Source organism: Pseudomonas sp. IAC-BECa141, from assembly GCF_020544405.1.
Taxonomy (GTDB): domain Bacteria; phylum Pseudomonadota; class Gammaproteobacteria; order Pseudomonadales; family Pseudomonadaceae; genus Aquipseudomonas.
Genome location: NZ_CP065410.1, coordinates 4,010,732 through 4,033,841 on the forward strand (window position 1 = coordinate 4,010,732; position 23,110 = coordinate 4,033,841).

Consider the following 23,110-nt stretch of genomic DNA (forward strand, 5'->3'; position numbering starts at 1 on the left):
TCGAGGTGTCTCAATTTGCGAGATAACTACAGGTTCAATGTGATTATTCAGCATGATCGGCCTGCTCCAGAAATTGGGTTTCAACCAGTAGAACCGGTGGTTTCTCGTTCACCAGTTGCGGAGCAACCACCGCAAAATGCCCCTCTCCCCTTGGGTCGATATGAATGACACGGGTGCGCGATGTCCATTCACCTTTGTCGTTCAAGTTCTGAATACAAACGGCCAACTCCAGTGTTTCCCTCGCTGGCGTGAATTCGGCCCCCGTTCGCTGTTTGGGAAAACAATTCATGCGCGGCGCTTACCCGTAGATGCCGTGCGCTGCACCTCGGCAAAGATCTCGGTGATCGGCCGATGCGGCTGGCGCTTTTGCAGTTGACGTACCTGCTCGCTCAGCCGCAGCAACTCTTCACTCGGTTTGGCCCACTGCTCTTTCGGCAGAGGCTCCGACCATTGGCGCATGGCCTCGGGCAGCGCTTGCTTGCCGATCCGTTCGAGGCGGCGCACTTCCCATTCGACGAGTCGATTGGGAATCGTCCACAGGGTCATGACGTGATAGAGGTACCAGAAGAAACCCGACAGCCGAGAACGTGAACCGTCGTGGATCTGCTGGTGCATGCGCGCTCGGGCGTTGCGGAAGGTGTGCAGGCCTTCGTGAGGCGGGTCGTCGGGGCCTTGCAAGTCTTGCAGGTCCTGGATCGATTTGAGGTCGTGGATTTCGTATTCCATGTAGCCGCGAATGGCCTCCCAATGGCTGATCGCGAGGGGCAGGCCGGCGCATTGGAATTCGAGGCTGGTGAGGGTTTCGCCGTGGTAGAAGCCGATGCCCATGCCGTACTGGCGGTGAATGCCGTATTGGGTGGCGCCTTGGGCCTCGATGATCCAGGCGGAGAGGGATTCCCAAGGGACAAAGACTGGTTCGGTGGCGCCTTCGGGCATGAAGCAAACTTCGCGGCGTTGGCGGTTGAAGCGGGTTGGGATGATTGAGGCGCGTTTTTTGTGGTTGTGGTGCCAGACAGCTAGACCAATGAGCAGTCCCCAGAAAAGGGCAAGAAATGCTTTTCCATAGGCTTCGTGAAAAATCCCGTTTATGGCATGAGTTATGTCCTCCCATCCCATGCCAAATAAAAAAAACAGGAAGCCACCTATTAAGGGAAATAGAAAGGCAATCATGCATGCAACGCTGAAAGGGCCTCCCAAAATGACTTGCCATGAAAATACCTGTGGAGATCCGAGGCCAAAGTCCATGTATGCGTCATTCAGGCTCCCGATATGAGGTCCATAGGGAGGCATTGGTGTTGGCAAAGGTAGCGGTGCGAGATAGGTGACCTTACCGCCCGGAATCGGCTCAACTTCTCCTGCTTTTCGAGGTGTCTCGACTTGCGGAATAACTCCCGGCTCGACGTGATTATTCAGCATGAGCGGCCTGCTCCAGAAATTGGGTTTCAACTAGCAAAATCGGTGGTTTCTCTTTCACCAGTTGCGGAGTAACCACCGCAAAATGTCCCTCCCCCGTGGATCGATATGAATGACACGGGTGCGAGATATCCACTCACCTTTGTCGTTCAAGTTCTGAACACAAACGGCCAACTCCAGCGTTTCCTTGGCCGGCGTAAATTCGAAATCGGGGTCTACCGGATACTGGAGGCAAAGGACCAAGCCCTCCGCTGATGATTTGACGATGCGCAGACTTCGGAGGACTTCTTCGCTGATGGCTTCTTTACTCTCGCGCGGCGCTCCACGACTGTGAAGGGGCATCGAAATACGGTGAGCGCCGATGCCCAATAGGTGAGTAGCTTTCCCACCTAGAGGCGGCAATAGATCACCCAATGTCAGTCTGGGTAACACGAGGTGGATATCGCTGGGTCTAGCTTTGAACAGCAGGTTCTTCAACCAGGAATCATAAGGATTGGGTCCCAGTTGGGCGTAAGGCGCGTGGATCAGAAAAGCCAGATAACTTTGGTAATCCTGCAGAGAGTAGTCACCCCGTGTTTCGGCATCCCTCCCCCAAGGCGTGATTTTTAGCCACTTGTCATGGGCACTGAGGTTGTAACGGTTGAACAACCAGGTGCCGCTCAGTTCCAGCACGGTGAATAGGGCGCCCGCTAGATTGAAGCGGAAAAACACGGTGGAAAGACGTGTGCCAGCGGCGGCCCAGGCGGCGGTACGTGCTGCACTGTTCGGAGCACTCAAAACAGTGAATGTTGCGTGAACCGTATTGGAGAGCCCATATGCATTAATTGTCACTAGGCCGCCCGCACCCAATGTTGCAAGTGCCGCAGTGTTTTGCGCAGGACGATCCCCTCTTCTCGTTGCCTCCTGCAGCTTCCTCTGTTGGGCATTCAAGCTTGTTGCTGACGAAATGAGGCCTAAGAGGTAAGTGGGTGCGCCTAGCCCAATATGTAATTTCCCCATCTGCACGAACACATTCTGCAGAGCATGCCGCTGGAGATTTGCAACAAGCCCAGCACTTCGAGCTTTCAACGCCATATCACCCAAACTTTGTGCCGCCGTGAACCCAGCAGCACCAGTGGCCATCAAGGCATTCAAAACCGGCCCCCAACTCCGTTCGTTCCTGGACTGCTTTTTCAACTCCTTTGCTGCCCCCACCAAATTCACCACCTGCACCAAAACCACCACCAACCCCATCCCTTCCGTCTTCACCAGACTCCCCGCCGACACCCCGCCCAATCCCGCCCGGATATTCCCCAACAACCCGCGCAGTTCCTGCTGCTGCGCCGGCGGAAACACCACCGTCACCCCTGCCCTTGCAGGCGTCGCGCCGTACAACCGGGCCGAGCGATCCGGCAGTTCTTCAATCGGGCTCAGTGCCCCTGCCAGTTGCGCTTCGATCCGGGTCAACTGCGCCCGCACCCGCACAATTTCTTCCTGCAACTCCATCGCCCGTGGAGTCTTGTGCCCCTGGCGATTCTTGTTGTGGGTGATCTGATTGCGCTCACGGTTGAGGGTCATGAGGTATTCGCGTTCGCGCAGAACTTCCTTGATCGCCGTTTGCAACGCGGACTGCTCGGCCGGGCTGGCGACGGTGAAGGTCACCCCGCTGGTTTTCGCCGCGTCGAACAGGCGCAGGCGCAGGGCTTTGGGCAGGCGCTGGAACAGTTCGTCGAGGTCGGGGATTTTCTCGCCCGACAGGTCGAAGCCTTCCAGCACACGGTTCAGGCCCAGGTTCAGTGCCGGGCTGTAAGTGTCCTGCACCGCCGCCGCGACGACGCGGGTGTGTTCGGGCATGTCGTCGAGGGCCGGCAGTTGCGGTTGTTCGATCATTTTCAGTTTGGCCAGCCAGTCCGGCAGGTTGTTGAACGTGGCCATGAGCGCGTTGAACAGTGTCGAGTATTGCCCGCTCTGCTCCGTTTGCAGGCGCAGCGGCAAGGTGTAGAAGACAGTTCGGGTCAGTTCCGGGTGTTCCTCCAGATAACCGAGCACTTTTTCGCTCGCTTCATCGCTGCGGCACAGGTCCTTGAGGCAGGCGTATTCGGCGCTGAGGGCTTGATGGAGTTGCGCCGCCACTTGCGCGTCGTAGTACCAGGCCGAACGATGGAAGCGTCCGGCGACCAGCAGTTGCGTGCGGTCGGCGGTGATGCGTTCGAGCAGGCGGTTCCAGCGACCGAGGTCGTCACGCAGCAGGTTCAGTCGCTCGTCCATCGCCGGGCGGTCGATCAGGTCGTTGATCCCGCGTTTACCGCTGAGCAGCGGGCCGTCGAGCACGTCCTTGATGCGCCGATCCTGATCCTTGCCGAGGCGGATCAGCGTCTCCAGATGCTGTTCGACAAATTCCTCGGGGGCGACGGCTTCGAAGTACTGGCGGGTATAAAAACGCCGATCCACCTCAGCCGCAGGGGTCAGACGATTCTGTCCCATGCCGTCATCAAAACTCTGAGCGCGCAGTTTTTGCAGTTCGGGCGGCGCCGGCCCATCGGCCTGGACCTCCCCACCCTTGTTCAGGTAATCGAGCAATGCCTTGCGCGTATTCTCGCGATCCGGCTCGGGCAACTGTTCCAGATCGGCAAACAGGGCTTTGGCCTGCGGCTGTTCGCTGGCCTTGGCCAATCCGTCGACATCGGCGCCGCTCAGTTGGCTCAGCGACTCGATGTAACTGGCGAGCAGATAATCGCGCGCGTTGTTGCCGGTGTTGCTCCACTCATCGACCCAGCCGACCACGGTGTCCTGGTACTCGGCCAGATCGCGCATCACCCCCAGATCGTCGTTGACCAGCAGAAACAGCGTGTCGTCCTGATAGGGCCCGCGCACCCGGCCGAGGAATTCGCCGATGTGCGCCTCGCGAAAGCGCCGGGGTTGCTCCCACAGATAAGGTTCACGCTCGTGCTCGGGGCGTCGCTGACCTGCACGGTGGGCATCCGCGTCGCGTCCGCATCGGCAACCGGCCCGGCCCCCGCCGCCACTTCCGCCAGCCACTGCCGGGTCTGCTCGACGGTGAGCAAATGCTCGCCACCGGTCAGGCAATCCACCGGTGCAAGATCGACCGCCTGCATGAAATGGTTGCGCTCTTCGCGGCTGTCCAGCACCTGATGGCATTTGCCCGCCGTCCACTGCACCTCGGCAAAGGTCACGTACAACGTACTTTGCCGGGGAAAGATCAGCGCCGGACGCTCTTCAATCGCTGCGCGCTGATCCTCGCTGACCTGTTTGCCCTGATGCAGCAGCGCCGTGACGATACCGTCGAGCATTCGGTATTCGTACAACTCGCCGCTGAGGCTGTCGATGATGTACAGCCAGCCATCACGCAGACGACGGATGCCCAGCGGGCGCGCGGTCAAGGTGTACGGCAATTTCAATTCGGTGCCCGGATCGAACGATCTTTCCACCAGGCCGTAGCTCAACGGCAACAGTTGCACATGGGTTTGTTGCAGCGGGCAAGCTGCGGGCGCAACGATGGGGGCTTTCGAGGCGGCGGCAGCGTCGAGAATGGCGGGATGGGTCATGGGCGTTGCCTTTGACTGGCCCAACGCTGCGCCACATCAACGGCCAGCGCGACACGCTCGCCCGGTGATTGCAGCGATGGCGTATGGAGCAAGTGGTGGATTTGCGGGTGTTGGGCGATATCGCGGCTGTCGAGCAATGCCAACAGGTTGGCAAAGTTGAACAGCTCGGATCGGCTGCTCAGGCCAAGCGCGCTGGCCTGGGTTTCCATTTGCTGCAGCGTTGGCCAGCGCTGGGTCAGGGTTTCGCCGACATGAAATCGGGAAAAGTGCTTCAACAGATGCGTATCCAGATCCAGCAACGCTCGGCGCCGATCAACCTGATCCAGCGCCGCGTTCTGTTCAGGGTTCAGGCAATAAGGAACAGGAAGCTCCGGACATTCAGCCTGCCGAGGCCGATGGATGTGCCAGGCATCGTTGACGCAGTCCGCCGTCACCACACAGGTCAAAGGCCCGAACAAACGCTGATCGCCACTGGCATACAGCGCATGCACCACCCCGGCATCGGCCAGCCGCAACAGCGCCGGTTGCCCGGCCGGCAATTCGACACTCAGCAGTTTGCGCAAATGCTCGCCAACGCTGTGCATCGGCGCGCAGCTGAACAACAGCACGCCCCACTCTTGCGCCGCGTGTTGCAGGAAGAACCGTGCCAATGGCTCGTCAGCCCGCTCGATGGCCACGAGCAGAGGCGACAGATCGCGCAGTGCCGCGAAGGGTGGCTGGTCATACAGAGCCAATGTGCTGACCGAAGGGCTGATCTGCCTCAACCGCGTTGGCAGATCACTGATCGTCGCCCCGTCCAGCAGCAAAAAAGCCTGTTGTCGGGTCCATGGCAAATCGTCAGGCAAATCAGTCAAAAGGCTCACGCGCTGGCAGCCTCGCAGATCAGGCAACGCGAGGCGCGCGCAGACACCAGGGCGTGGCGTTGCCGAATCGGATCAAATGCCACTTTCAACAACGGCAACGCCCCAGGCACCAACGGTTCCGCCGCCATTCCCGGCGCAGGTGCGCCGCCCTGCAGAATCGGCACGCTGCTGCAAATGCCTTCGGGCCCCAGCGTCAACCAATGCCCGCCGGCCTTGATCGTCACATGGGTGCCGCCGTCGATGACCACTTGCTGACCGGCCCCGAGGTGGATTTGCTGGCCGGCGCTGAGCCGTTGGCTGGCGACACGAACGTGGCGGTCGCCATGCACCCACAGGTGATCTTCCTGTTTGAGTTCAGTCAGGCGATTGCCATGGGTCAGATGGTGTTCGTCGCTGTGCAGCTCATGACTGGCAATGCCGCCAACGACCACGGTGCGTTGATTGTCGACCTGGACTCGCTGGTCATTGAGCACAAGCTGGACAAAGTCACGTTGCGCGCGGATGGCGATCTCTTCGGCGCCTTTTTTGTCCTCGATGCGCAGCTCGTTGTAACCGCCACCACCGGGGGTGCTCTGGCTGCGCCAGATACTGCGAGTCTGCTCTGCCGGCAGATCCAGCGGCACTGGCGTCACGGCGTTGGGCAGGCAACCCAGGACGAACGGTTTGTCCGGGTCCCCCTCGGTGAACCCGACCAGCACTTCCATGCCGACGCGCGGAATCTGCACGCTGCCGTATTGGTCATGAGCCCAACCTGTAGCTACGCGTAACCAGCAACTGGATTGTTCGTTGAGTTGGCCTTCGCGATCCCACAGCAGTTGGACTTTCACCCGACCATAGGCATCGCAGTAAATCTCTTCGCCGGGCGGCCCGGTCACCACGGCATGTTGGTTGCCGTTGATTCGGGGTTTACGGTGCTCGAGGGCGGGGCGAAAAATGACGTCCCAGGGCGTCGCAACGAAGTGGTTGCGATAGCCCTGAGTGAAGTCGTCTTCGGTAGCGAGGTCGGTCGTTGACTCTTCCAGCACTTGCGGTTGCCGGCCAAGATGATCAACGCTGGTCAGCAGCCATAATCCGTTGTAATCGTCGCGTGGGTGTTCCCTCATGTCGACGAAACTGCCACTGCGCAGCAGGCTCTGATCGCTGCGCCCCCGGGCTTGACGGTAATCGGCGCGATGCCGCTCAAGGGCACGCTGACTGAGATGTTTACCCCGGTCACGATGAGTGAACTGACCCGGAAAGCGGTAATCCTCAAGCACTGGAAGCCGTGCCTCTTTGGCTTCGGCGTCCAGTTGCACGGTTGGCTTTTCGAAGTGGTAATCACGGCGGCTGACGTGTGTGGTGCGGGTTTCCAGGCGGACGTTGAAGCGGTCTATGACCGCCGCTTCGGCAACCATGCCGCTGCCTTGTGCATAGGCCGTCGGTGCAGCCGGCGCAGGGAAGGCGCTTTGATCATCACCGAATACCAACAGGTGCCCATCGCGACTGTGCTGAAAATGAAAGTGCAGTCCTTCTTCTTCACACAAGCGCTGGATGAAGAACAAATCCGTCTCGTCAAATTGCACGCAATACAAGCGAGGCCGGTAATCGGCGCTGAGCTGGAAGCGCCAGGCATCCGGCTGCATGCCATGGTCACTCAACACACGAGCGATGATTTGCGGCACGCTCTGATGCTGGAAAATGCGTTGGTTATGACGATGGGCGAGATAGGCCAGATGAGGCACCAGAACAATCTGGTAGCGGGTCAGGCGTGTGCCAGAGTCACCTTGGGCGACCCGATGGATCTGGCCGTGAATGCCAGAGCCGTCCGGGCAGAACGACAAAAAGGCTGGCTGGTGCAGCAGGGATTCGAGATCAAGGTCGCGGCGTTCGCTGACCAGCTCGAGTTCGACCTCGTAGGTCTGGTTGAGCGCTTCCCTGGCCCGGAATTCGAAGACCTGAAGGTCGTGGGGAAAACCCTCTATTTCGAGTGTGAATACAACGGGTGTGCTGGCGCCAAACATCCACATTTCCCTGTACCTTTTTCAGGCTCGGGACTTTGCGTGGGTCTACGGTTCGACGCAGTCAGGACAATCGTTTAATCGTGTAGGACATGTCCGTGATGCCATAAACAGGCCTGCAGTTTCAGCAACTTCCTACAGCAAGTTCCGAGTTCCGGTGAAGGCAACTGCCACTGGCTGTGATCGGGCAAAAAAAGCCGCCCTTGCGGGCGGCTGAAGTGCTTCGCTCCTGAATCAGAACCCAAGGCTGAAGCTGATGGTCATCGCATGGTCGTTGCTCTCGTTCGACAGCTGTCCCGAATAGCCGATGCCGAGTTTGCCGGTCGGACTGATCTGGAAGTCCACGCCTGCTTCGACCACTGCGCTGTCCTTGGCAATCGGCACGCCCTGGGTGTTGAACGAGGCGCCGCCGTCGATGAAGGTCAGGTCGGCGTCAGGCTTGGTGTCGCCGAAGGCATGCCGCCAGCCGAGCGCCGCACGCGGGGTGAATTGCCCGCCGTTGGCCAGGGTGATGACCTTGCCGGCGCGCACGCCCAGGGTCGAGAAGGTGATGTCCTGATCGGACTCGGCGCGCAGACGCCCTGCTCCGCCCTTCTCTTTGGCCTTGTCGCTGTCGTAGTTGACGTACGCCAGACCGGCGAACGGTTCCAGGGCAATTCCGGCCGCTTCGATGGCATAGCCGACTTCACCGAACACCTGAGCGCTGCGCGCGTCGTAATTGGCCTTCAACCGGTCGTTGTAGGCGCCGACGCTGACATCGCGCTTGGTTTCGATGTCGTGCCAGCTGTACGCCGCGCCAAGACGCACTGCCAAAGCGTCGAATTGCGAGTTGAGGTACGCCGCCAGGTGGTAGCTCTCGACCGTGGCATCCGAGCGACGGTCATGGGCATCCAGATCGCTGCGGGTGTAACCGGCGGCCATGCCGACGCGCCACTGGTCGTCGAGCTGCTTGTCGGTGCCGAGCATGAAGCCGCTCAGGTTGCGATCCAGTTTCGCACTGTTGCTGTCGCCGTCCGACTCGCCCCAGGCGCCGAGAGCACGGGCCCAACCGACCATTTCGCCGTGGCAGCCGTTGCTGCTCAGCTGGTTGTCGCTTGGGGCCAGGGCGCGGCGTGGATCGTCCGGCGCGCTGCACGATGGCTGGCGCATACGGTCATTGACCGCGTCGCGCACGTAGCGCGAATCCTCAAGCATGGCGCTGGCGGTGCTGGCATGAATTTCCCCCGACAGGCTGTCGAAGGCGTTGCGTGCCCCGGCCACGCTGAGGTTGACGATTTCGCCCTGCAACGCACTGCCCGCCGCGCCGTTGCGCATCAACGCCGAAGCGGTGTTGCGCTGGTTGCGGGTGGCGGCGACGTCGACGAACGAGTTGCCGTTGCGGCTGACCACCAGATTCACCGCGTTGGCGTCGTACACCAGCGCAGTATTCAGGAACGCGTATTGCGGCAGATCGGCGGCGCTGAAGGTGCCGGTCACCCCGCCACCGGCGGTGATCAGCGAGTACACGGTATTGCCGGTGAACGGTGCCAGACTGTTGACCTGCAGACCGCCGCCCAGGGTGGCACTACCACCGACCGCCAGCGGTGTGGCGGTCGGCGAGCTGACGGTCAGGGCCAGCACACCGTCGGCGGCGTTGCTCAGGTTGCCGGCGACACTCAAGGTGCCGTCCTCGCCACCGGAAGCCACCACGCCATGGTTGACCACCGAACCGACGCTGCCATTCCCGCTCAGGCCTGCGCCATTGGCCACGGTGACCTGCCCGGAGAGAGAGGCTCGCGCCGCGCGGCTGCCGACTTGCAGCACGCCTTGATCCACCGCCACGGTGCCGCTGAAGGGTTGATTACCGGTCAACAGCAAGCGTGCCGCACCGCGTTTGGCCATGGCTCCGACACCGCTCAGGCGTCCGTTGAACTGACCATTGGCGTTCTGCTGGAACACCAGCGAGGCGTTGTTGAGGATGTTGCCTTGCAGGCTGAGGGTATTACCGATCAGCGTACCGCCGCTGACGGTGGTGCCGCCGCTGTAGGTGTTGGCCCCGCTGAGAACCAGAGTGCCGGAATCGAGCTTCTCGATGCCGCCACTGCCCACCAGCGGTACGGAGATTTCCGTGCTGCCACCGGCATTCACTCGCACCGGCGCGAGGCTGCCGCCCGGACCGTTGACCGGGGTCAGCGTACCGCCAGCACCTGGAACCAGGTTGTAACCGCTGGCGAGGAACTGCAACCCGGTGAAGTTCTGATTGCCTTGCACGGTGACCGTCCCGCTCTGCCCGCCGAACACGGCGAACTGACCGTTCGACGCCAGCGCCTGAGTACCGCTCGGATCGGTCCAGTTGGTGCCTGGGCCCCACACGCCACTTCCGCCCCCGATGCTGCCATCCGGGTTGGTGGTGCCGCCGTTCCAGAACTGCACTTCACCCGGCGTGTTCTGCACCAGCAGGTTGACCTGATTGGCCAGCGCGGTCTGCAGGGTCAGGTTGGCCGCCGACACCGGCAGGCTGCCGTAGACCAGACCGTTGTCGGTCAGGCTGCCGCCGTAGCTGAACAGTTGATAGACCCCGGTGCCGAAACCGCCGGCGTTGCTGATGTTCAGCGTGCCGTCGAGGGTCAGGTTGCCGGCGACGTTGACCACCGTGGTGGAACTCGCAGCCGAGCCCAGGGAGAAGTCCAGGTTGGTGCCCGACGACAACACCAGCGAACCGACCGACAACGGCGTTGCAGTGCCGCCGCCCGTCAGCGTCGCACCGTTGGCCAGTTGTACGGCGCCTGCCAATACGCCGCTGCCGCCGATTTTCGCCCCGCTGGCGACATTGACGTTGGCACTGTTGAGCACACCGTTGACGTTCAGCGAACCGGCCTGCACCGAAGTGTTGCCGGTGAAGGTGTTGTTGCCGGTCAGCAGCAAGGCGCCGGTACCGGTTTTATTGAGTGTGCCGGCCCCCGTCAGATTGCCGGTGTAGCTGCCGTCACTGTTCTGCTCGAAGGTCAGCGTCGCGTTGTTGACAATGGCGCCTTGCAGGCTGCTGGTGTCGCCACGGGTGCTGCCGCCGTTCAGCGTCGTACCGCCGCTGTAGGTGTTGGCGCCGCTGAGGACGAGGTCGCCACTGCCGTTTTTCACCAGACTGCCGCTGCCGGTGATCGCGCCGATCAGCGTGGTGTCCTGGTTGCCGGCCAGGGTCAGTTGCGCCCCCAGGTTGATGGCGTTGGCCAGTTGCAGTGCAGAGGTGCTGTCCAGGGTGCCGTTGCCCAGCACGCTGAGGGCGCCGCTGCTGATCGCACTGTTGTTGCCCAGAATCAGCGAGCCGCCGGACAGTTGAGTACCGCCGCTGTAAGTGTTGCTGCCGTTGAGGGTCAGGCTCGATGCGCCGGTCTTGATCAGACTGCCGCTGCCGCTGACCACACCGCCGAGGGTCAATGCGTTGGAGCCGGCGACGGTGAGTCCGCCGTTGAGCACCACGGCGTTGGCCAGGCTGACCGCTGTGTTGCTGTCCAGCGCCGTGCCGTTGGCGGCGGTCAATACGCCGGTGCCAAGGGCCGAGTTATTGCCGACCACGATCTTGCCGCCGTTGAGCGCGGTGCCGCCGGTGTAACCGTTGGCCGCGTTGAGCACCAGGGTGCCGGTGTCGTACTTGCCCAGTGTGCCAGCGCCGTTGAGCGCCACGCCCACGGTGGCGGTGACGTTCGGGTCGACCCGCACGGTCGCGTTACCCAGCGATCCGTTGACCAGATTCAGCGAACCGGCCGTGCCGTTCTGCAGGCTGTAGCCATCGGTGACGAACTGCATGCCGGTGATGGTTTGCGCACCGTTCACCGTGACGGTGCCCGCCGTCCCCTGGAACACCGCGAAGCTGTTGCTCCAGGCCTGGTTGGTGGTGCCGTTGACGTCGGTCCAGTTGGTGGTGCCGGTGCCCCAGGTGCCGCTGCCGCCATCCACCGAACCGTTGGCGACAAGTTGGTTGCCGTCCCAGAACTGCACGGTAACGCCCGGTGCGGTAACCAGCAGGTTGATCTGGTTGGCCAGCGCGGTTTGCAGGGTCAGGTCGCCCGGCGTGACGCTGCCCGGCACGGTGCCGATCAGCATGCCGTTGTCGGTCAGGCCGCCGGTGTAGTTGATCAGGCGATACACGCCGCTGCCGAATCCGCCGATATCGCTGACGTTGAGGGTACCGTCGAGGGTCAGATTGCCGCCGACGTTGACCAGCGCGTTGCCGCCACCGGACACCGGTGTGCCGAGGCCGACATCGAAGTTGGAGTTGGCGTTGAACACCAGCGAATTCACCGACAGCGTGCTGCCGGTAGCGCCGGCCAGATGGCCGCCGTCCGCCACGGTCACGGCCCCGCCGAGCGAGCCGCTGCCGGTCAGGGTGCCGCCGCTGTTGACCAGCACACTGGCGCTGTCCAGCGAACCGCTGACGTTCAAAGTACCGGCGTTGACCGTGGTGTTACCGGTCAGGCTGTTGAGGCCGGTCAGGGTCAGCGTGCCGGTGCCGAGTTTGCTCAGTTCGCCGGTGCCGGTGAGCACGCCGTCGAAAATACTGCTGGCGTTGTTACCGCCGATGCTCAGTGTGTTGCCGCCGCCGATCAGTGCGGTGCCGCTGCCGGTCAGGCTGGCGAGGCTGCCGGAGCCGCCGAGGTTGAGGGTCGCCGCAGCGCCGAGATTGACCCCGGCGTTGCTGCCCAGCGCCGAGTTGCCCAGCGTGGTCAGGCTGCCGGCCTGCACGTCGAAGGTACCGCTGAAGGTGTTGTTGCCGGTCAGCGTCAGGTCGGCCAGACCGTTCTTGGTCAGTGTGCCCGCGCCGGCGATCACGCCACCAAGCGTCAGGTTGTTGTTGCCGGCCACGCTCAGGTTGGCATTGACGTTGAGGTTGTTGGCCAGCACCAGCGGCGCCGTGCTGTCGAGAGTCGAGGCGCCCGCCACGGTCACCGCGCCGGAACCCAGGCCCGCCGAGGTGCCAAGGGTCACGGTGCCGGCGTTCAGCGTGGTGCCGCCGCTGTAGGTGTTGATGCCGTTTAGGGTCAGGTTGGAGGCCCCGTTTTTGATCAGTGCCCCGCTGCCGCTGACCACGCCGCCGAGGGTCACGTCGCTGCTGCCGGTGTTGGTCAGATTGGCGTTGAGTACCACGTTGTTGCCCAGCGACACCGAGGTGTTGCTGTCCAGCGCCGAGGCACCGGCCACGGTCAGGTTGCCCAGACCGAGGGCGCCGTTGCTGCCGGCGGTCAGGGTGCCGGCATTGAGGGTGATGCCACCGAGGAAGTTGTTGGCACCGCTGAGGATCAGATTGGCTGCGCCGTTCTTGGTCAGGCTGCCGGCGCCATTGATGGCTCCGCTGAGTGTCAGATCGTTGCTGCCGACCACGCCAAGGTTGCCTGCCAGGTTGATCGCATTACCCGCCGTGACGGCGCCGCTGGCATCCAGGGTGGTACCGTTCGCCGCGTTCAGGGTGGCGGAGCCCAGCGCCGCGTTCGACGCCAGGATCAGACCGCCCGCATTCAGTGCCACCGGGCCGAGGAAAGCGTTGTTGCCGCCGAGCGTCAGGCTGGCCGATCCGTTCTTGATCAAGCCACCGGTACCGGAAATGACACCGTTGAGGGTCAGCGCATTGCTGCCCAGCACGGTGAGGTTACCGTTCAGCGTGGTCGCATTAGTCAGGGTCACGGCGGTGTTGCTGTCGAGTTGCGTGCCGGCGTTGGCGATCAGCGCGCCGCTGCCCAGTGCGGTATTGCTGCCGACCACCAGGGTGCCGCCATCGAGTTGCGTGCCGCCGGTGTAGCTGTTGGCGCCGTTGAGCACCAGGGTGCCGCTGTCGAGCTTGTTGAGAATCCCGCTGCCGTCAATGTTCACGCCGACCGTGGCAGTCACGCCCGGATCGACCCGCATCGCCGTGGTGCCACCGCTGCCGTTGACGGCGGTCAGCAGTCCCGACGTACCGTTGACCACGTTGTAGCCGTCCGTGAGGAACTGCATCCCGGTGAACAGCTGCGTGCCGTTGACCGACACCGTGCCCGCCGTGCCCTGGAACACCGCGAAGTCGCCGGCCCAGGTCTGGTTGAGCGTCCCGTTGACGTTGGTCCAGTTGGTGTTGACGGCATCCCATGCTCCGCTGCCGCCATCGACCGTACCGTTCGGGATCGTCTGGCTGCCGTCCCAGAAGCGAATATTGGCGTTCGGCGCGGACACCAACAGGTTGATCTGGTTACCGACCGAGGTCTGCACCACCAGATCGCCCAGGCCAAACCCCACAGGTACACCGGCCACGGTCAGGCCGTTGTCGGTCAGTGCCCCCGTGTAGTTGAACAAACGATAGACCCCGACACCGAACCCGCCGGCATCGGTAACGTTGAGATTGCCGTCGAGGGTCAGGTTGCCGCCGATGTTCATCAGCGAGGTGGTCGATGGCGTTGCGAGGTTCGCATCGATATTGCTGTTGGCAGCCAGAACCAGTGACGCGGCAGACAGGGTATTGCCCGAAGACAACGCCAGGTGGCCGCCATTGTTGACGTTGAGGGTTCCGAGGATCGAACCGCTGCCGGTGACGCTCGCGCCGGTATTGACGCTGACCTGGGCGCTGGCCAGCGAACCGCTGAGGTTCAGGGTGCCGCCGTTGACGGCAGTGTTGCCGACGAGGCCATTGATCCCGGTCAGGTTCAGTGTGCCGGTGCCGACTTTGGTCAAACCGCCATTGCCGCTGAGATCGCCGTCGAAGGTGCTGGTGCTGCTGACCCCGCCCACGGTCAAAGTGTTACCGCCACCGATCTGCACGCCGCCACTGCCGCTCAGGCCATTGAGGCTGGCGTTGCTGCCGAGGTTGAGGCTGGCGCCGGCGCTGACATTGGCGCCGGAGGTATTGCCGAGTGCGCCGCTGGTCAGGGTGCTGACGCTGCCGGAGAGGATGTTCAGCGCACCGGTGAAGGTGTTGGTGCCGCTGAGGGCGAGGTCATCCAGGCCGGTTTTGATCAGGTTGCCCGCACCGTCGATCACCCCGCTGAGGTTCAGACCGTTGTTGCCGGCCACGGTCAGGTCGGCATTGAGCGTGATGTTGTTGCCGACGCTGAGCGCACTGCTGTTATCCAGCGTTGCTGCGCCACCGACGGTCAGGCCGCCACTGCCCAGGGCACCGGCCGAGCCCAGCGTCAGCGTGCCCGCATTGAGCGTGGTGCCGCCGCCGAAGGTGTTGCTGCCATTGAGCGTCAGGTTGGCCGCGCCGTTCTTGATCAACTGGCCGGCGCCGCTGACGACACCGCCGAGGGCCAGGTTCTGGGTACCGCCGACACTGAGCGCTGCGTTAAGGACAACCGCGTTGGCCAGGCTGGCCAGCGAGGAACTGCTGTCGAGCGTCGCGGCACCGCCGACGGTCAAGGCCCCCGTGCCCAGTGCCGAGCTGTTGCCGACGGTCACGGTACCGGCGTTCAAGGTAGTGCCGCCGATGTAGGTATTGGTGCCGTTCAGATTCAGGTTGGCCGCACCGTTTTTCACCAGACTGCCGGCCCCGGCAACGGTGCCCGTGAGGGTCAGGTCGGCGCTGCCACCGACATTCAGCGCGCCGGCAAGGTTGACCTGGTTGCCCAGGCTGACGGCGGCGTTGGTATCCAGCGTGGTGCCGGCGGCCGCATTCAGCGCACCACTGCCCAGCGCGGTGTTGCTGCCGACGATCAGTTTGCCGACGTTCAACGCGGTGTTGCCGAAGTAGGTGTTGGCGCCGTTGAGGACCAGATCGGCCGGACCGTTTTTGATCAGGCCGCCGACACCGGCGACGACACCGTTGAGCGTCAGGGCATTGCTGCCGCCGAGGGTCACGTTGCCGCCGAGGTTGACGTTGTTCGCCAGGCTGGTCGCGGTGCTGGCGTCCAGCGTGGTGTTGTTGCCGGCGTTGAGGATGCCGGTGCCGAGGGCGGTGTTGGAGCCGACGATCAGTGTCCCGGCGTTCAGCGACGTAGAGCCGGTGTAGGTGTTGTTGCCGGTCAGGCTCAGCGTCGAGGCGCCGGTCTTGATCAGGTTGCTGCCGCCACTGATGACGCCGCCGAGGGTCAGCGGGTTGGCGCCACCGGCGGTAAGGTTGGCGTTGAGGGCAATCGCATTGTTCAGCGTGACGTTGGCGCTGCTGTTGAGCGAGCCGCCCGAGCCACCGACGGTGAGCGTGCCGGTGCCGAGAGCCGCCGCGTTGCCGACGGTCAGGCTGCCGGCGTTGAGCGCCGTGCCACCGGTGAAGGTGTTGACGCCGTTGAGGGTCAGGTTGGCGGTGCCGTTCTTGATCAATTGACTGGCGCCGCTGATGACACCGCCCAAGGTCAGGCCATTGCTGCCGCCGATGCTCAGATTGCCGTTGAGCGCTACGTCGTTGCCCAGGCTGACGGCGGCGCTGCTGTCCAGGGTCGCCGCGCCGGCGACGGTCAGGCTGCCGCTGCCCAGTGCGCCGGCATTGCCGACAGTCAGAGTACCGGCATTCAACGTGGTGCCGCCGAGGAAGGTGTTGGCGCCGCTGAGAATCAGGTTGGCCGCGCCATTCTTGGTCAGCCCGCCGTTGCCGCTGACCACGCCACCCAGGGTCAGGTTGGCGTTGCCGGCAATGTTCAGATTGCCGCCGAGTGCGACGGCGTTGCCCAGCGCCACGGTGGTGCTGGCATCGAGCGTAGTGCCCGCCGCCGTGGTCAGTGCGCCCGTGCCCAGCGCGGTATTGGAACCGACAATCAGCGTCCCGGCATTCAGCGTCGTACCGCCGGAAAACGTGTTATTGCCGCTGAGGGTCAGGTTCGCGGTGCCGTTCTTGATCAGGTTGCCGGCACCGCTGATGACCCCGCTCAGGCCCAGTGCCTGTGTTCCGCCGATGGTCAGGTCCGCCGCCAGCGCCACCGCGTTGGCCAGGGTCACCGCCGTGGTCGCATCCAGCGTGGTACCCGCCGCCGCATTCAGCGCGCCGGTGCCGAGGGCGGTGTTGCTGCCGACCAGCAAGGTACCGCCGTTGAGCGCGGTGGTGCCGCTGTTGGTGTTGTTGCCGGTCAGGGTCAGGCTGGCCGTGCCACTCTTGGTAATCGCGCCGGTGCCGGAGAGAATGCCGGACAGGGTCAGGGCATTGCTGCCGAGCACGTTCAACGTGCCAGTGATGCCGATGTTGTTGGCCAACGTCACGTTGGCGGTGCTGTCCAGGCTGGTGCCGGTGGCGGTGTTGAGCACCCCGGTGCCCAAGGCATTGTTGTTGCCGACGCGCAAGGTGCCGGCACTCAAGGTCGTGGTGCCGCTGTAACCGGTGTTGGCGCCGCTGAGCGTCAGGCTGCCGCTGCCGGTCTTGGTCAGGCCGCTGGCGCCGCTGATCAGCCCGCCCAGGGTCAGGGCCCCGGTGCCGGTCGCCGTCAGTGTGCTGTTGAGGGTGAGCGCGTTGTTCAACGAAATCGGGCCGGAGGCCGAAATGCTCGACGCGCCGCCAACGGTAATGCCGCCGGTACTGAAGGCCTGATTGTTCCCCACCTGCACCACGCCACCATTGAGCACGGTACTGCCGGTGTAGGTATTGACCCCGTTGAGGTTGAGCTGGCCGCTGCCGATCTTGGTCAGGCCGCCGCTGCCGGACAGCACGCCGCTGAGCGTTGTGGCGTTGGTCCCCTGCACCGTCAGGCCGCCGGCACCCAGCGAGATCAGGTTGCTGATGTTCAGTCCGGCAGTGCTGGCCTGCAGGATGCCGCCATTGGACGTCAATACACCGCTGCCGAACGCGCCATTGTCATTGAACAGCGCGACACCGCCATTGAGGGTCGTCGCCCCGCTGACCAACGGTCCCTGCAGGGTCCAGGTGCCGCTGTTGAGGGTCAGGTTGTTGAAGTTGACATAGGTGGCGCTGGACGCCGTGCCTGAACCGGTGGTGCCGCCGCCGACACCGATGGGGTTTTGCAGAATCAGGGTATTGGTGCCACCTGCACCGCCATCGATCGTACCGGTCGGGGCGAAGGTCAGGTTGATGCCGATCAGGCCGCCAAGGCCGACGGTAACTTGCACGCCGTCACCGACGTTTACGCTCGAACCGGTGATCGCGTAGAACGTGTTGGTGCTGCCCGCCCCCATCGACACGCTGCCGGTGATGTTACCGGCGTTGGTGAAGGTATTGCCCGCCGCCGATGTCTCGAAGGCCACCCGGCCGTTGATCGTGCCGGTGCTGCTGTTGGTCATGACGACCTGGGAACCGCCATACACACCCACCACCGGCGTATCGGCCAGGGTGATCCCGCCCACCGACAGACCGGTCGAGGTGATCGTCCCGTTGTTGGTGATGGTGGTGGTGCCGGCCGCCGCATTGTTGACCCCTATCCCCAGGCCATCGATGCTGGTCAGGTTGAGGCCGAGCAACATGCCGGTGCCACGAATGAGGCCGCTGGCGTTGTTGAGCACGCTGACCGTGCTGGAGGCGCCCGTTCCGATGAACGCGCCGCCGCTGAGCACGGACACCAGGCCCAGCAATGCAGGGTCGATGGTGCCGGAGTTGTTCAGGCTGATGTTGACGCCCGTCAGGTTGAGCACCTTGCCGCCGAGCGTCGCGTTCATCTGCGCGCCCGAGTTGACGTTGACCGTCAGGCCGTTGCTGGCACTGCTGAAGTCATTGAGAAACAGCGGCAGGCTCGGCACCCCGGTGCAGGTCACCGTGGATCCGGCAGTGGAACAGGTTGCAAGCGCCGGTGCACTGACACCGCCGAACAGAAATCCGGCAACGCTCAGGTGCACAGCAAGGGAAAGCGGGGAAAAACGCGAAACGAGGGCGACACCAAACCTTGCTTCCACGGGATACTCCTTTCGTGGTCAATTTCATCCTTGAAAGCGCGCAACGGCAGGCAAATCGAACACGCGCATCAAGAGCGCGACGGTCTTCCAACCGTCTCATTCCCCAAAGACGCTAGTTGATGCCCTGCAATGGAACATTGGTTAAATGGCATTAATACTTTTGTGATAGAGCCTTCAGGAATAAGGATCCATCAGGTGCGCGCGCAAAACTGGTATGACTTGTGCAAACGTTTGCGAAGCGTCAATCCCGACACTTTGCCTCCACAATCGCACCACCCCGCCGTTACGGGGCCGATCCACAAAAAGGACTTTGAATGCACATTTCTTCCAGCCACCGCCGTCGCGGTATGCGTACCTTTGCTGTTTCCCTCCTACTGGCCGGCGTTACCGGAGTTCTCAGCCAGACAGCACTGGCACAACCTGCCTTGCCCGAAGAATCCGCCCAGGGCGAAGCCCTCAGCCCCGAAGTCAGCCCACCGAAAAAAGGCGAATACCTGTCGGACTGGTACAACCAGGACCTGACCCTGATCGGCAGCAAGGACATCAGCTTCGGCCCGCAACCGGCCGACGATATCTACCTGGAATATGAATACTTCGGGCGTAAAGGGCCGTTCGAGCTGTACGGCTACATCGACATCCCGAAAATCTTCAACATCGGCAACAGCCACGACAAAGGTGTGTGGGACCACGGTTCGCCGGTGTTCATGGAGCACGAACCGCGCATCTCCATCGACTACCTCGCCGGCCGCAGCCTGGCCATCGGGCCGTTCAAGGAATGGTACGTGGCGTTCGACTGGATCTACGATCACGGCAGCCGCAAAGAGAATCGCGCCAACACGCTGTACAGCGGTTTCGGCACCGACATCGACACCCATTCGCGGGTCAATCTGTCGGCCAACCTGTACGGGCGCTACCAGTGGGAAAACTACGGCGCCAGCAATGAATACTCGTGGGACGGCTACCGCGCACAGCTCAAGTACATCGTGCCGATCGACAAATTCAGCAACGGTGCGTCGCTGACCTACATCGGCTTTACCAACTTCGATTTCGGCTCGGACCTGCACAAGGACAACCCGGCGCGCACCGCCAATGCCACGGTGGCGACCAACGTGTTGCTGTACTCGTTCACCCACTTGCGCTTCACCCTGGTCGGCCGTTACTTCCACAACGGCGGCAACTGGGAGGACGGCAGCGAGCTGAACTTCGGCGACGGCAACTTCCGCGCACGTTCCAATGGCTGGGGTTATTACGCCGGCATCGGTTATCAGTTCTGAATCAAGGAGCAAACATGAAAGCAATGACGCGTGTATCACTGGCCGCTGCCACCCTGCTCTCGTCCCACGCGTGGGCGACCGAGGCACCGATTCAACCGAAAGTGGTGCTGATCACCATGTTCGCCCCGGAGGCACAGCACTGGATCGATCGCCTCGAACTCAAGCAGGAAATCCGCGTACCGGGCCTGTCGGCCGAGTACCCGACCGTTCGCTGCAACACGCAGCAGGTGTGCCTGATGACGACCGGCATGGGCCAGACCAACGCCGCCGCCTCAACCCTGGCACTGGCGCTGTCGCCGAAATTCGACCTGCGCAAAAGCTACTTCCTGATTGCCGGGATTGCCGGCATCAGCCCGAAACACGGGACCATCGGTACCGCTGCGTGGGCGCATTATCTGGTCGAATTCGGCACCCAGTGGGAACTGGACTCGCGCGATGCACCCTCGAGCTGGCCGACCGGTTACCTCGGCATCAACACCAAAGGCCCGAACGAAAAACCACCGCTGGACTACAAGACCGAAGTCTTCGAACTCAACCCGAAACTGCAAGCCAAGGCCTTCGCCCTGAGCCACAAGGTCAAACTGAGCGAAAGCAAGGAGTCGGCCGAATGGCGCCTGAAATACCCGGCAGCACCGGCCAATCAGCCGCCGGTGGTCACCCGTTGCGACACGCTGGCGGGCAACACCTGGTTCTCCGGCACACGCCTGAGCGAACGCGCCGAGGTCTGGACCAAACTGCTGACCGACAACCAGGGCGAATACTGCACCACCCAACAGGAAGACAACTCCACCTACGAAGCCTTGCTGCGTGCCAGTCGCGAGGGCCTGGTGGACGTGCAGCGCCTCGCCGTGGTGCGCGCCGGCTCCGACTTCGACCGCCCGGCGCCGGGCGGCAGCGAAGTGGACAACCTGCTCAAGTACGCCGATCAGGGCGGATTTGTGCCGGCCCTGGAAAACCTCTATCGCACGGGTAATCCGCTGGTGCAGGACATCCTGAAAAACTGGTCGGCGTGGGAGAACGGCGTCCCGCAGTCCTGAAACCCACAAAGCCCTGTGGGTGCGAACGTGCTCCCACAGGGCTGTGTGATGACATGAACAACAGCGACGATCAGGGGATAAGAATCACTTTGTCACCGCTGCCCTGATTCACATCCGCATAGCGCGCGAGCCCTTCGACCAGAGGCGCTTCGACCAGCCCTTGCGGCAGTGGCAGCAGGTCTTCGTCGAAGAACCGGCCGAACTGCTCGAGCATCGCCGCGCAGGCTTCAACGCCGTACAGCAACGAGTTGATACCGACTACCGAACCGCCCTTGCGATACAGCGCCAGTGCCGGCAGTTGCACATGCCCGTCCACCGGCGCAGCGATGATCGCGATCCGCCCGAAGGGCGCCAATGCCGCGACAGAGGCCGGCAGCCAGAAACCGGTGGTGTCGAAGATCACATCGGCGCCACCGCGATACACCGCGTTGACCTGTGCACCCAGATCCTCGGGTTTATCCAGCTGAATCGTCTGATAACCCTGAGCCTGCAAGTCCTTGACCTGCTCCGGACGCCGCGCTGCCGCCAGCAACTGCGCGCCGCGCACCTTGGCCAACGCCAGCGCCGCCGTCGCCACCGCCCCGCCGCCAATCACCAGCAAACGGGTTTCGGCACTGACCAGACTGCGCTCCAGCGCATCCCACGCCGTGGTGTAAGGCACGCCGAGGCTGGCAGCCTGGGTGAAGCTCAAATGCGAAGGCTTGTGCGCCACGCCATTGGCCGGCAGTTTGACGAACTGCGCATGGGAGCCATCGGCAAAAAAGCCCAGCTCACGCCCGGTGCCCCAGACTTCCTGACCGATCAACGCCTGCGGCCCTTCGACCACCACACCGGCAAAGTCCCGACCGGGAATACGTGGCAGCGTGGTGTACGGGAAGCGCCCGAGCACGTTTTTCACGTCGCTGGGATTGAGGCCCGCCGCCTTGATCTGCACCAGCACATCGTCAGCCCCCGGCACCGGCGTCGGCACCTCGACGAAGCGCAGGGACGACAGCTCGCCGGTTTTATCGAATTGCAGTGCTTTCATGGAAATCTCCACCGAAGGAAAAAGACAGGATTCAGGACAGCCAGCCACTGACCAGTTGCCGGCCCATCGGCCACAACTGCTCGCCCGCCAGCATGCCCAGCAGGCCCACCAGCGCGATGGTCGGCGGCGCCGGAGAACGGACATCCAGCGCGCCATACAGCAGGCCGACACCCAGACCGACGCCCAGTGAAATCAGGTAATTCATGGGATCACTCCGCCACACAAAGGGAATGGGCAAAGTCTAGGGAAAGGCTGCGACCGGCATCGGCCAAGGACTTCTGAATTTCGGCCAAATCAGCCGGCGAGCGGCCCGCCATCGAACTGCGAAGGCGCGACACCCAGCTCCCGGCGGAACATGTCGCTGAAACTGCTCGGCGAATAACCCAGCTCACGGGCGATCGCGCTGACCGGCACGCCCTGGATCAACTCCGCCACCGCCGTCGCCAACTGCACCTGACGCCGCCACTCGGCGAAGCCCATGCCCAGCCCTTCCTTGAACAACCGCGCCAGGGTGCGCACGCTGGCCCCGGCGTTCTCGGCATGTTGCTCAAAAGGAATGTCCAGCGACGGCGCGGCCATCACCGCCTGACACAGACTCATCAACCGCCGGTCTGCATCGTCCGGCAACGGGATCTTCAGCTGTGAACGCCTTGCACGTTTCAGCTCCAGCAGCGCCAGCCCGACCAGCGCCTCGTAATACTCGGCATCTCCGCTGTCACCTTGCGCCACCAGCCCGACGATCAACTCGCGCAGCAAACCGCCGACCTCAATCACCTGCACCGTCTCATCCAGCGTCGCCGCCAGCGCCGGACGCAGATAGATATTGCGCATCTGCAAATCCGACACCACGCGAATCCCGTGCGGCACCCCCGGCGGCAACCACACCGCCCGCTGCGGCGGCACCACCAGCGCCTCGTGCGGCGTCTCGACCCACATCACCCCGCTCATCGCATACAGCAACTGGCCCCAGACATGCTCGTGCGGCTCGATGAACAACCCGCGCGGATAGGTGCGCGCCAGCGGCTGTACGGGCACATCGGTGTCAGTGAGGTCAGGAGGTGCGGCGAGGGCCATGTGGAACATTCATCGGGATTGGCGAAGGCGTCATGGTAACCAGTCAGCCCGGTCCCTCGCCATTGATAGATACCGTCGGACAATCCGAGTGAATTTTCCCGATGCCCAGCGATCCTTCT

The 23,110-nt window shown here is 62.8% G+C and carries 12 protein-coding genes; 2 read left to right on the plus strand and 10 right to left on the minus strand.

Features of this window, described 5'->3' with window-relative positions; translation table 11 throughout:
• Positions 1-43 precede the first annotated feature (43 nt).
• The 7 genes from I5961_RS18270 to I5961_RS18300 form a co-directional block, all read right to left on the minus strand.
• Entirely contained in the window at positions 44-289 is a 246-nt protein-coding gene (locus tag I5961_RS18270) for a hypothetical protein (protein ID WP_139834847.1), read from the minus strand.
• Positions 286-1,416 carry a hypothetical protein gene (locus tag I5961_RS18275; RefSeq protein ID WP_227232968.1) on the minus strand — a complete coding sequence of 377 codons (1,131 nt, stop codon included), beginning with the start codon at positions 1,414-1,416 and terminating at the stop codon, positions 286-288. Before I5961_RS18275 ends, I5961_RS18270 begins: the two co-directional genes overlap by 4 nt.
• A gap of 54 nt (positions 1,417-1,470) precedes the next feature.
• Complete coding sequence (locus tag I5961_RS18280) at positions 1,471-4,266, minus strand: hypothetical protein (RefSeq protein ID WP_227232969.1); 2,796 nt, start codon at positions 4,264-4,266, stop codon at positions 1,471-1,473.
• Positions 4,206-4,958: a toxin VasX gene (locus I5961_RS18285; RefSeq protein WP_227232970.1), complete on the minus strand. Its 753-nt coding sequence runs from the start codon at positions 4,956-4,958 to the stop codon at positions 4,206-4,208. The genes I5961_RS18280 and I5961_RS18285 overlap by 61 nt, the downstream gene beginning before the upstream one ends.
• Entirely contained in the window at positions 4,955-5,821 is an 867-nt protein-coding gene (locus I5961_RS18290; protein WP_227232971.1) for a DUF4123 domain-containing protein, read from the minus strand. Before I5961_RS18290 ends, I5961_RS18285 begins: the two co-directional genes overlap by 4 nt.
• Positions 5,818-7,821 (minus strand): type VI secretion system tip protein TssI/VgrG, encoded by a 2,004-nt coding sequence (gene tssI, locus I5961_RS18295; RefSeq protein ID WP_227232972.1) that lies wholly within the window; start codon positions 7,819-7,821, stop codon positions 5,818-5,820. The genes I5961_RS18290 and tssI overlap by 4 nt, the downstream gene beginning before the upstream one ends.
• Positions 7,822-8,052: 231 nt before the next feature.
• Entirely contained in the window at positions 8,053-18,579 is a 10,527-nt protein-coding gene (locus I5961_RS18300; protein WP_227232973.1) for an autotransporter-associated beta strand repeat-containing protein, read from the minus strand.
• Between the two features lie 314 nt (positions 18,580-18,893).
• Between I5961_RS18300 and I5961_RS18305 the strand changes: the two genes are divergently transcribed.
• Both I5961_RS18305 and I5961_RS18310 read left to right on the plus strand, forming a co-directional pair.
• On the plus strand, positions 18,894-19,853 hold the full coding sequence (locus tag I5961_RS18305; protein WP_227232974.1) for a nucleoside-specific channel-forming protein Tsx: 960 nt from the start codon (positions 18,894-18,896) through the stop codon (positions 19,851-19,853).
• 14 nt (positions 19,854-19,867) lie between these two features.
• On the plus strand, positions 19,868-20,890 hold the full coding sequence (locus tag I5961_RS18310; protein WP_227232975.1) for a purine-nucleoside phosphorylase: 1,023 nt from the start codon (positions 19,868-19,870) through the stop codon (positions 20,888-20,890).
• Between the two features lie 70 nt (positions 20,891-20,960).
• On the opposite strand, the gene I5961_RS18315 is transcribed toward I5961_RS18310, so the two are convergent.
• From I5961_RS18315 to I5961_RS18325, 3 genes are all read right to left on the minus strand, one after another.
• On the minus strand, positions 20,961-21,917 hold the full coding sequence (locus tag I5961_RS18315) for a quinone oxidoreductase family protein (protein WP_227232976.1): 957 nt from the start codon (positions 21,915-21,917) through the stop codon (positions 20,961-20,963).
• Between the two features lie 31 nt (positions 21,918-21,948).
• Positions 21,949-22,122 carry a DUF1427 family protein gene (locus I5961_RS18320; protein ID WP_007958996.1) on the minus strand — a complete coding sequence of 58 codons (174 nt, stop codon included), beginning with the start codon at positions 22,120-22,122 and terminating at the stop codon, positions 21,949-21,951.
• Positions 22,123-22,211: 89 nt separating this feature from the next.
• On the minus strand, positions 22,212-22,991 hold the full coding sequence (locus I5961_RS18325) for an AraC family transcriptional regulator (RefSeq protein WP_170929772.1): 780 nt from the start codon (positions 22,989-22,991) through the stop codon (positions 22,212-22,214).
• Positions 22,992-23,110 lie beyond the last annotated feature (119 nt).

Coding starts and splice junctions, on each gene's coding strand:
- I5961_RS18270 (WP_139834847.1), bottom strand. CDS start 289: ATGAATTGTTTTCCCAAACAGCGAACGGGGGCCGAATTCACGCCAGCG.
- I5961_RS18275 (WP_227232968.1), bottom strand. CDS start 1,416: ATGCTGAATAATCACGTCGAGCCGGGAGTTATTCCGCAAGTCGAGACA.
- I5961_RS18285 (WP_227232970.1), bottom strand. CDS start 4,958: ATGACCCATCCCGCCATTCTCGACGCTGCCGCCGCCTCGAAAGCCCCC.
- tssI (WP_227232972.1), bottom strand. CDS start 7,821: ATGTTTGGCGCCAGCACACCCGTTGTATTCACACTCGAAATAGAGGGT.
- I5961_RS18305 (WP_227232974.1), top strand. CDS start 18,894: ATGCACATTTCTTCCAGCCACCGCCGTCGCGGTATGCGTACCTTTGCT.
- I5961_RS18310 (WP_227232975.1), top strand. CDS start 19,868: ATGAAAGCAATGACGCGTGTATCACTGGCCGCTGCCACCCTGCTCTCG.
- I5961_RS18315 (WP_227232976.1), bottom strand. CDS start 21,917: ATGAAAGCACTGCAATTCGATAAAACCGGCGAGCTGTCGTCCCTGCGC.
- I5961_RS18320 (WP_007958996.1), bottom strand. CDS start 22,122: ATGAATTACCTGATTTCACTGGGCGTCGGTCTGGGTGTCGGCCTGCTG.
- I5961_RS18325 (WP_170929772.1), bottom strand. CDS start 22,991: ATGGCCCTCGCCGCACCTCCTGACCTCACTGACACCGATGTGCCCGTA.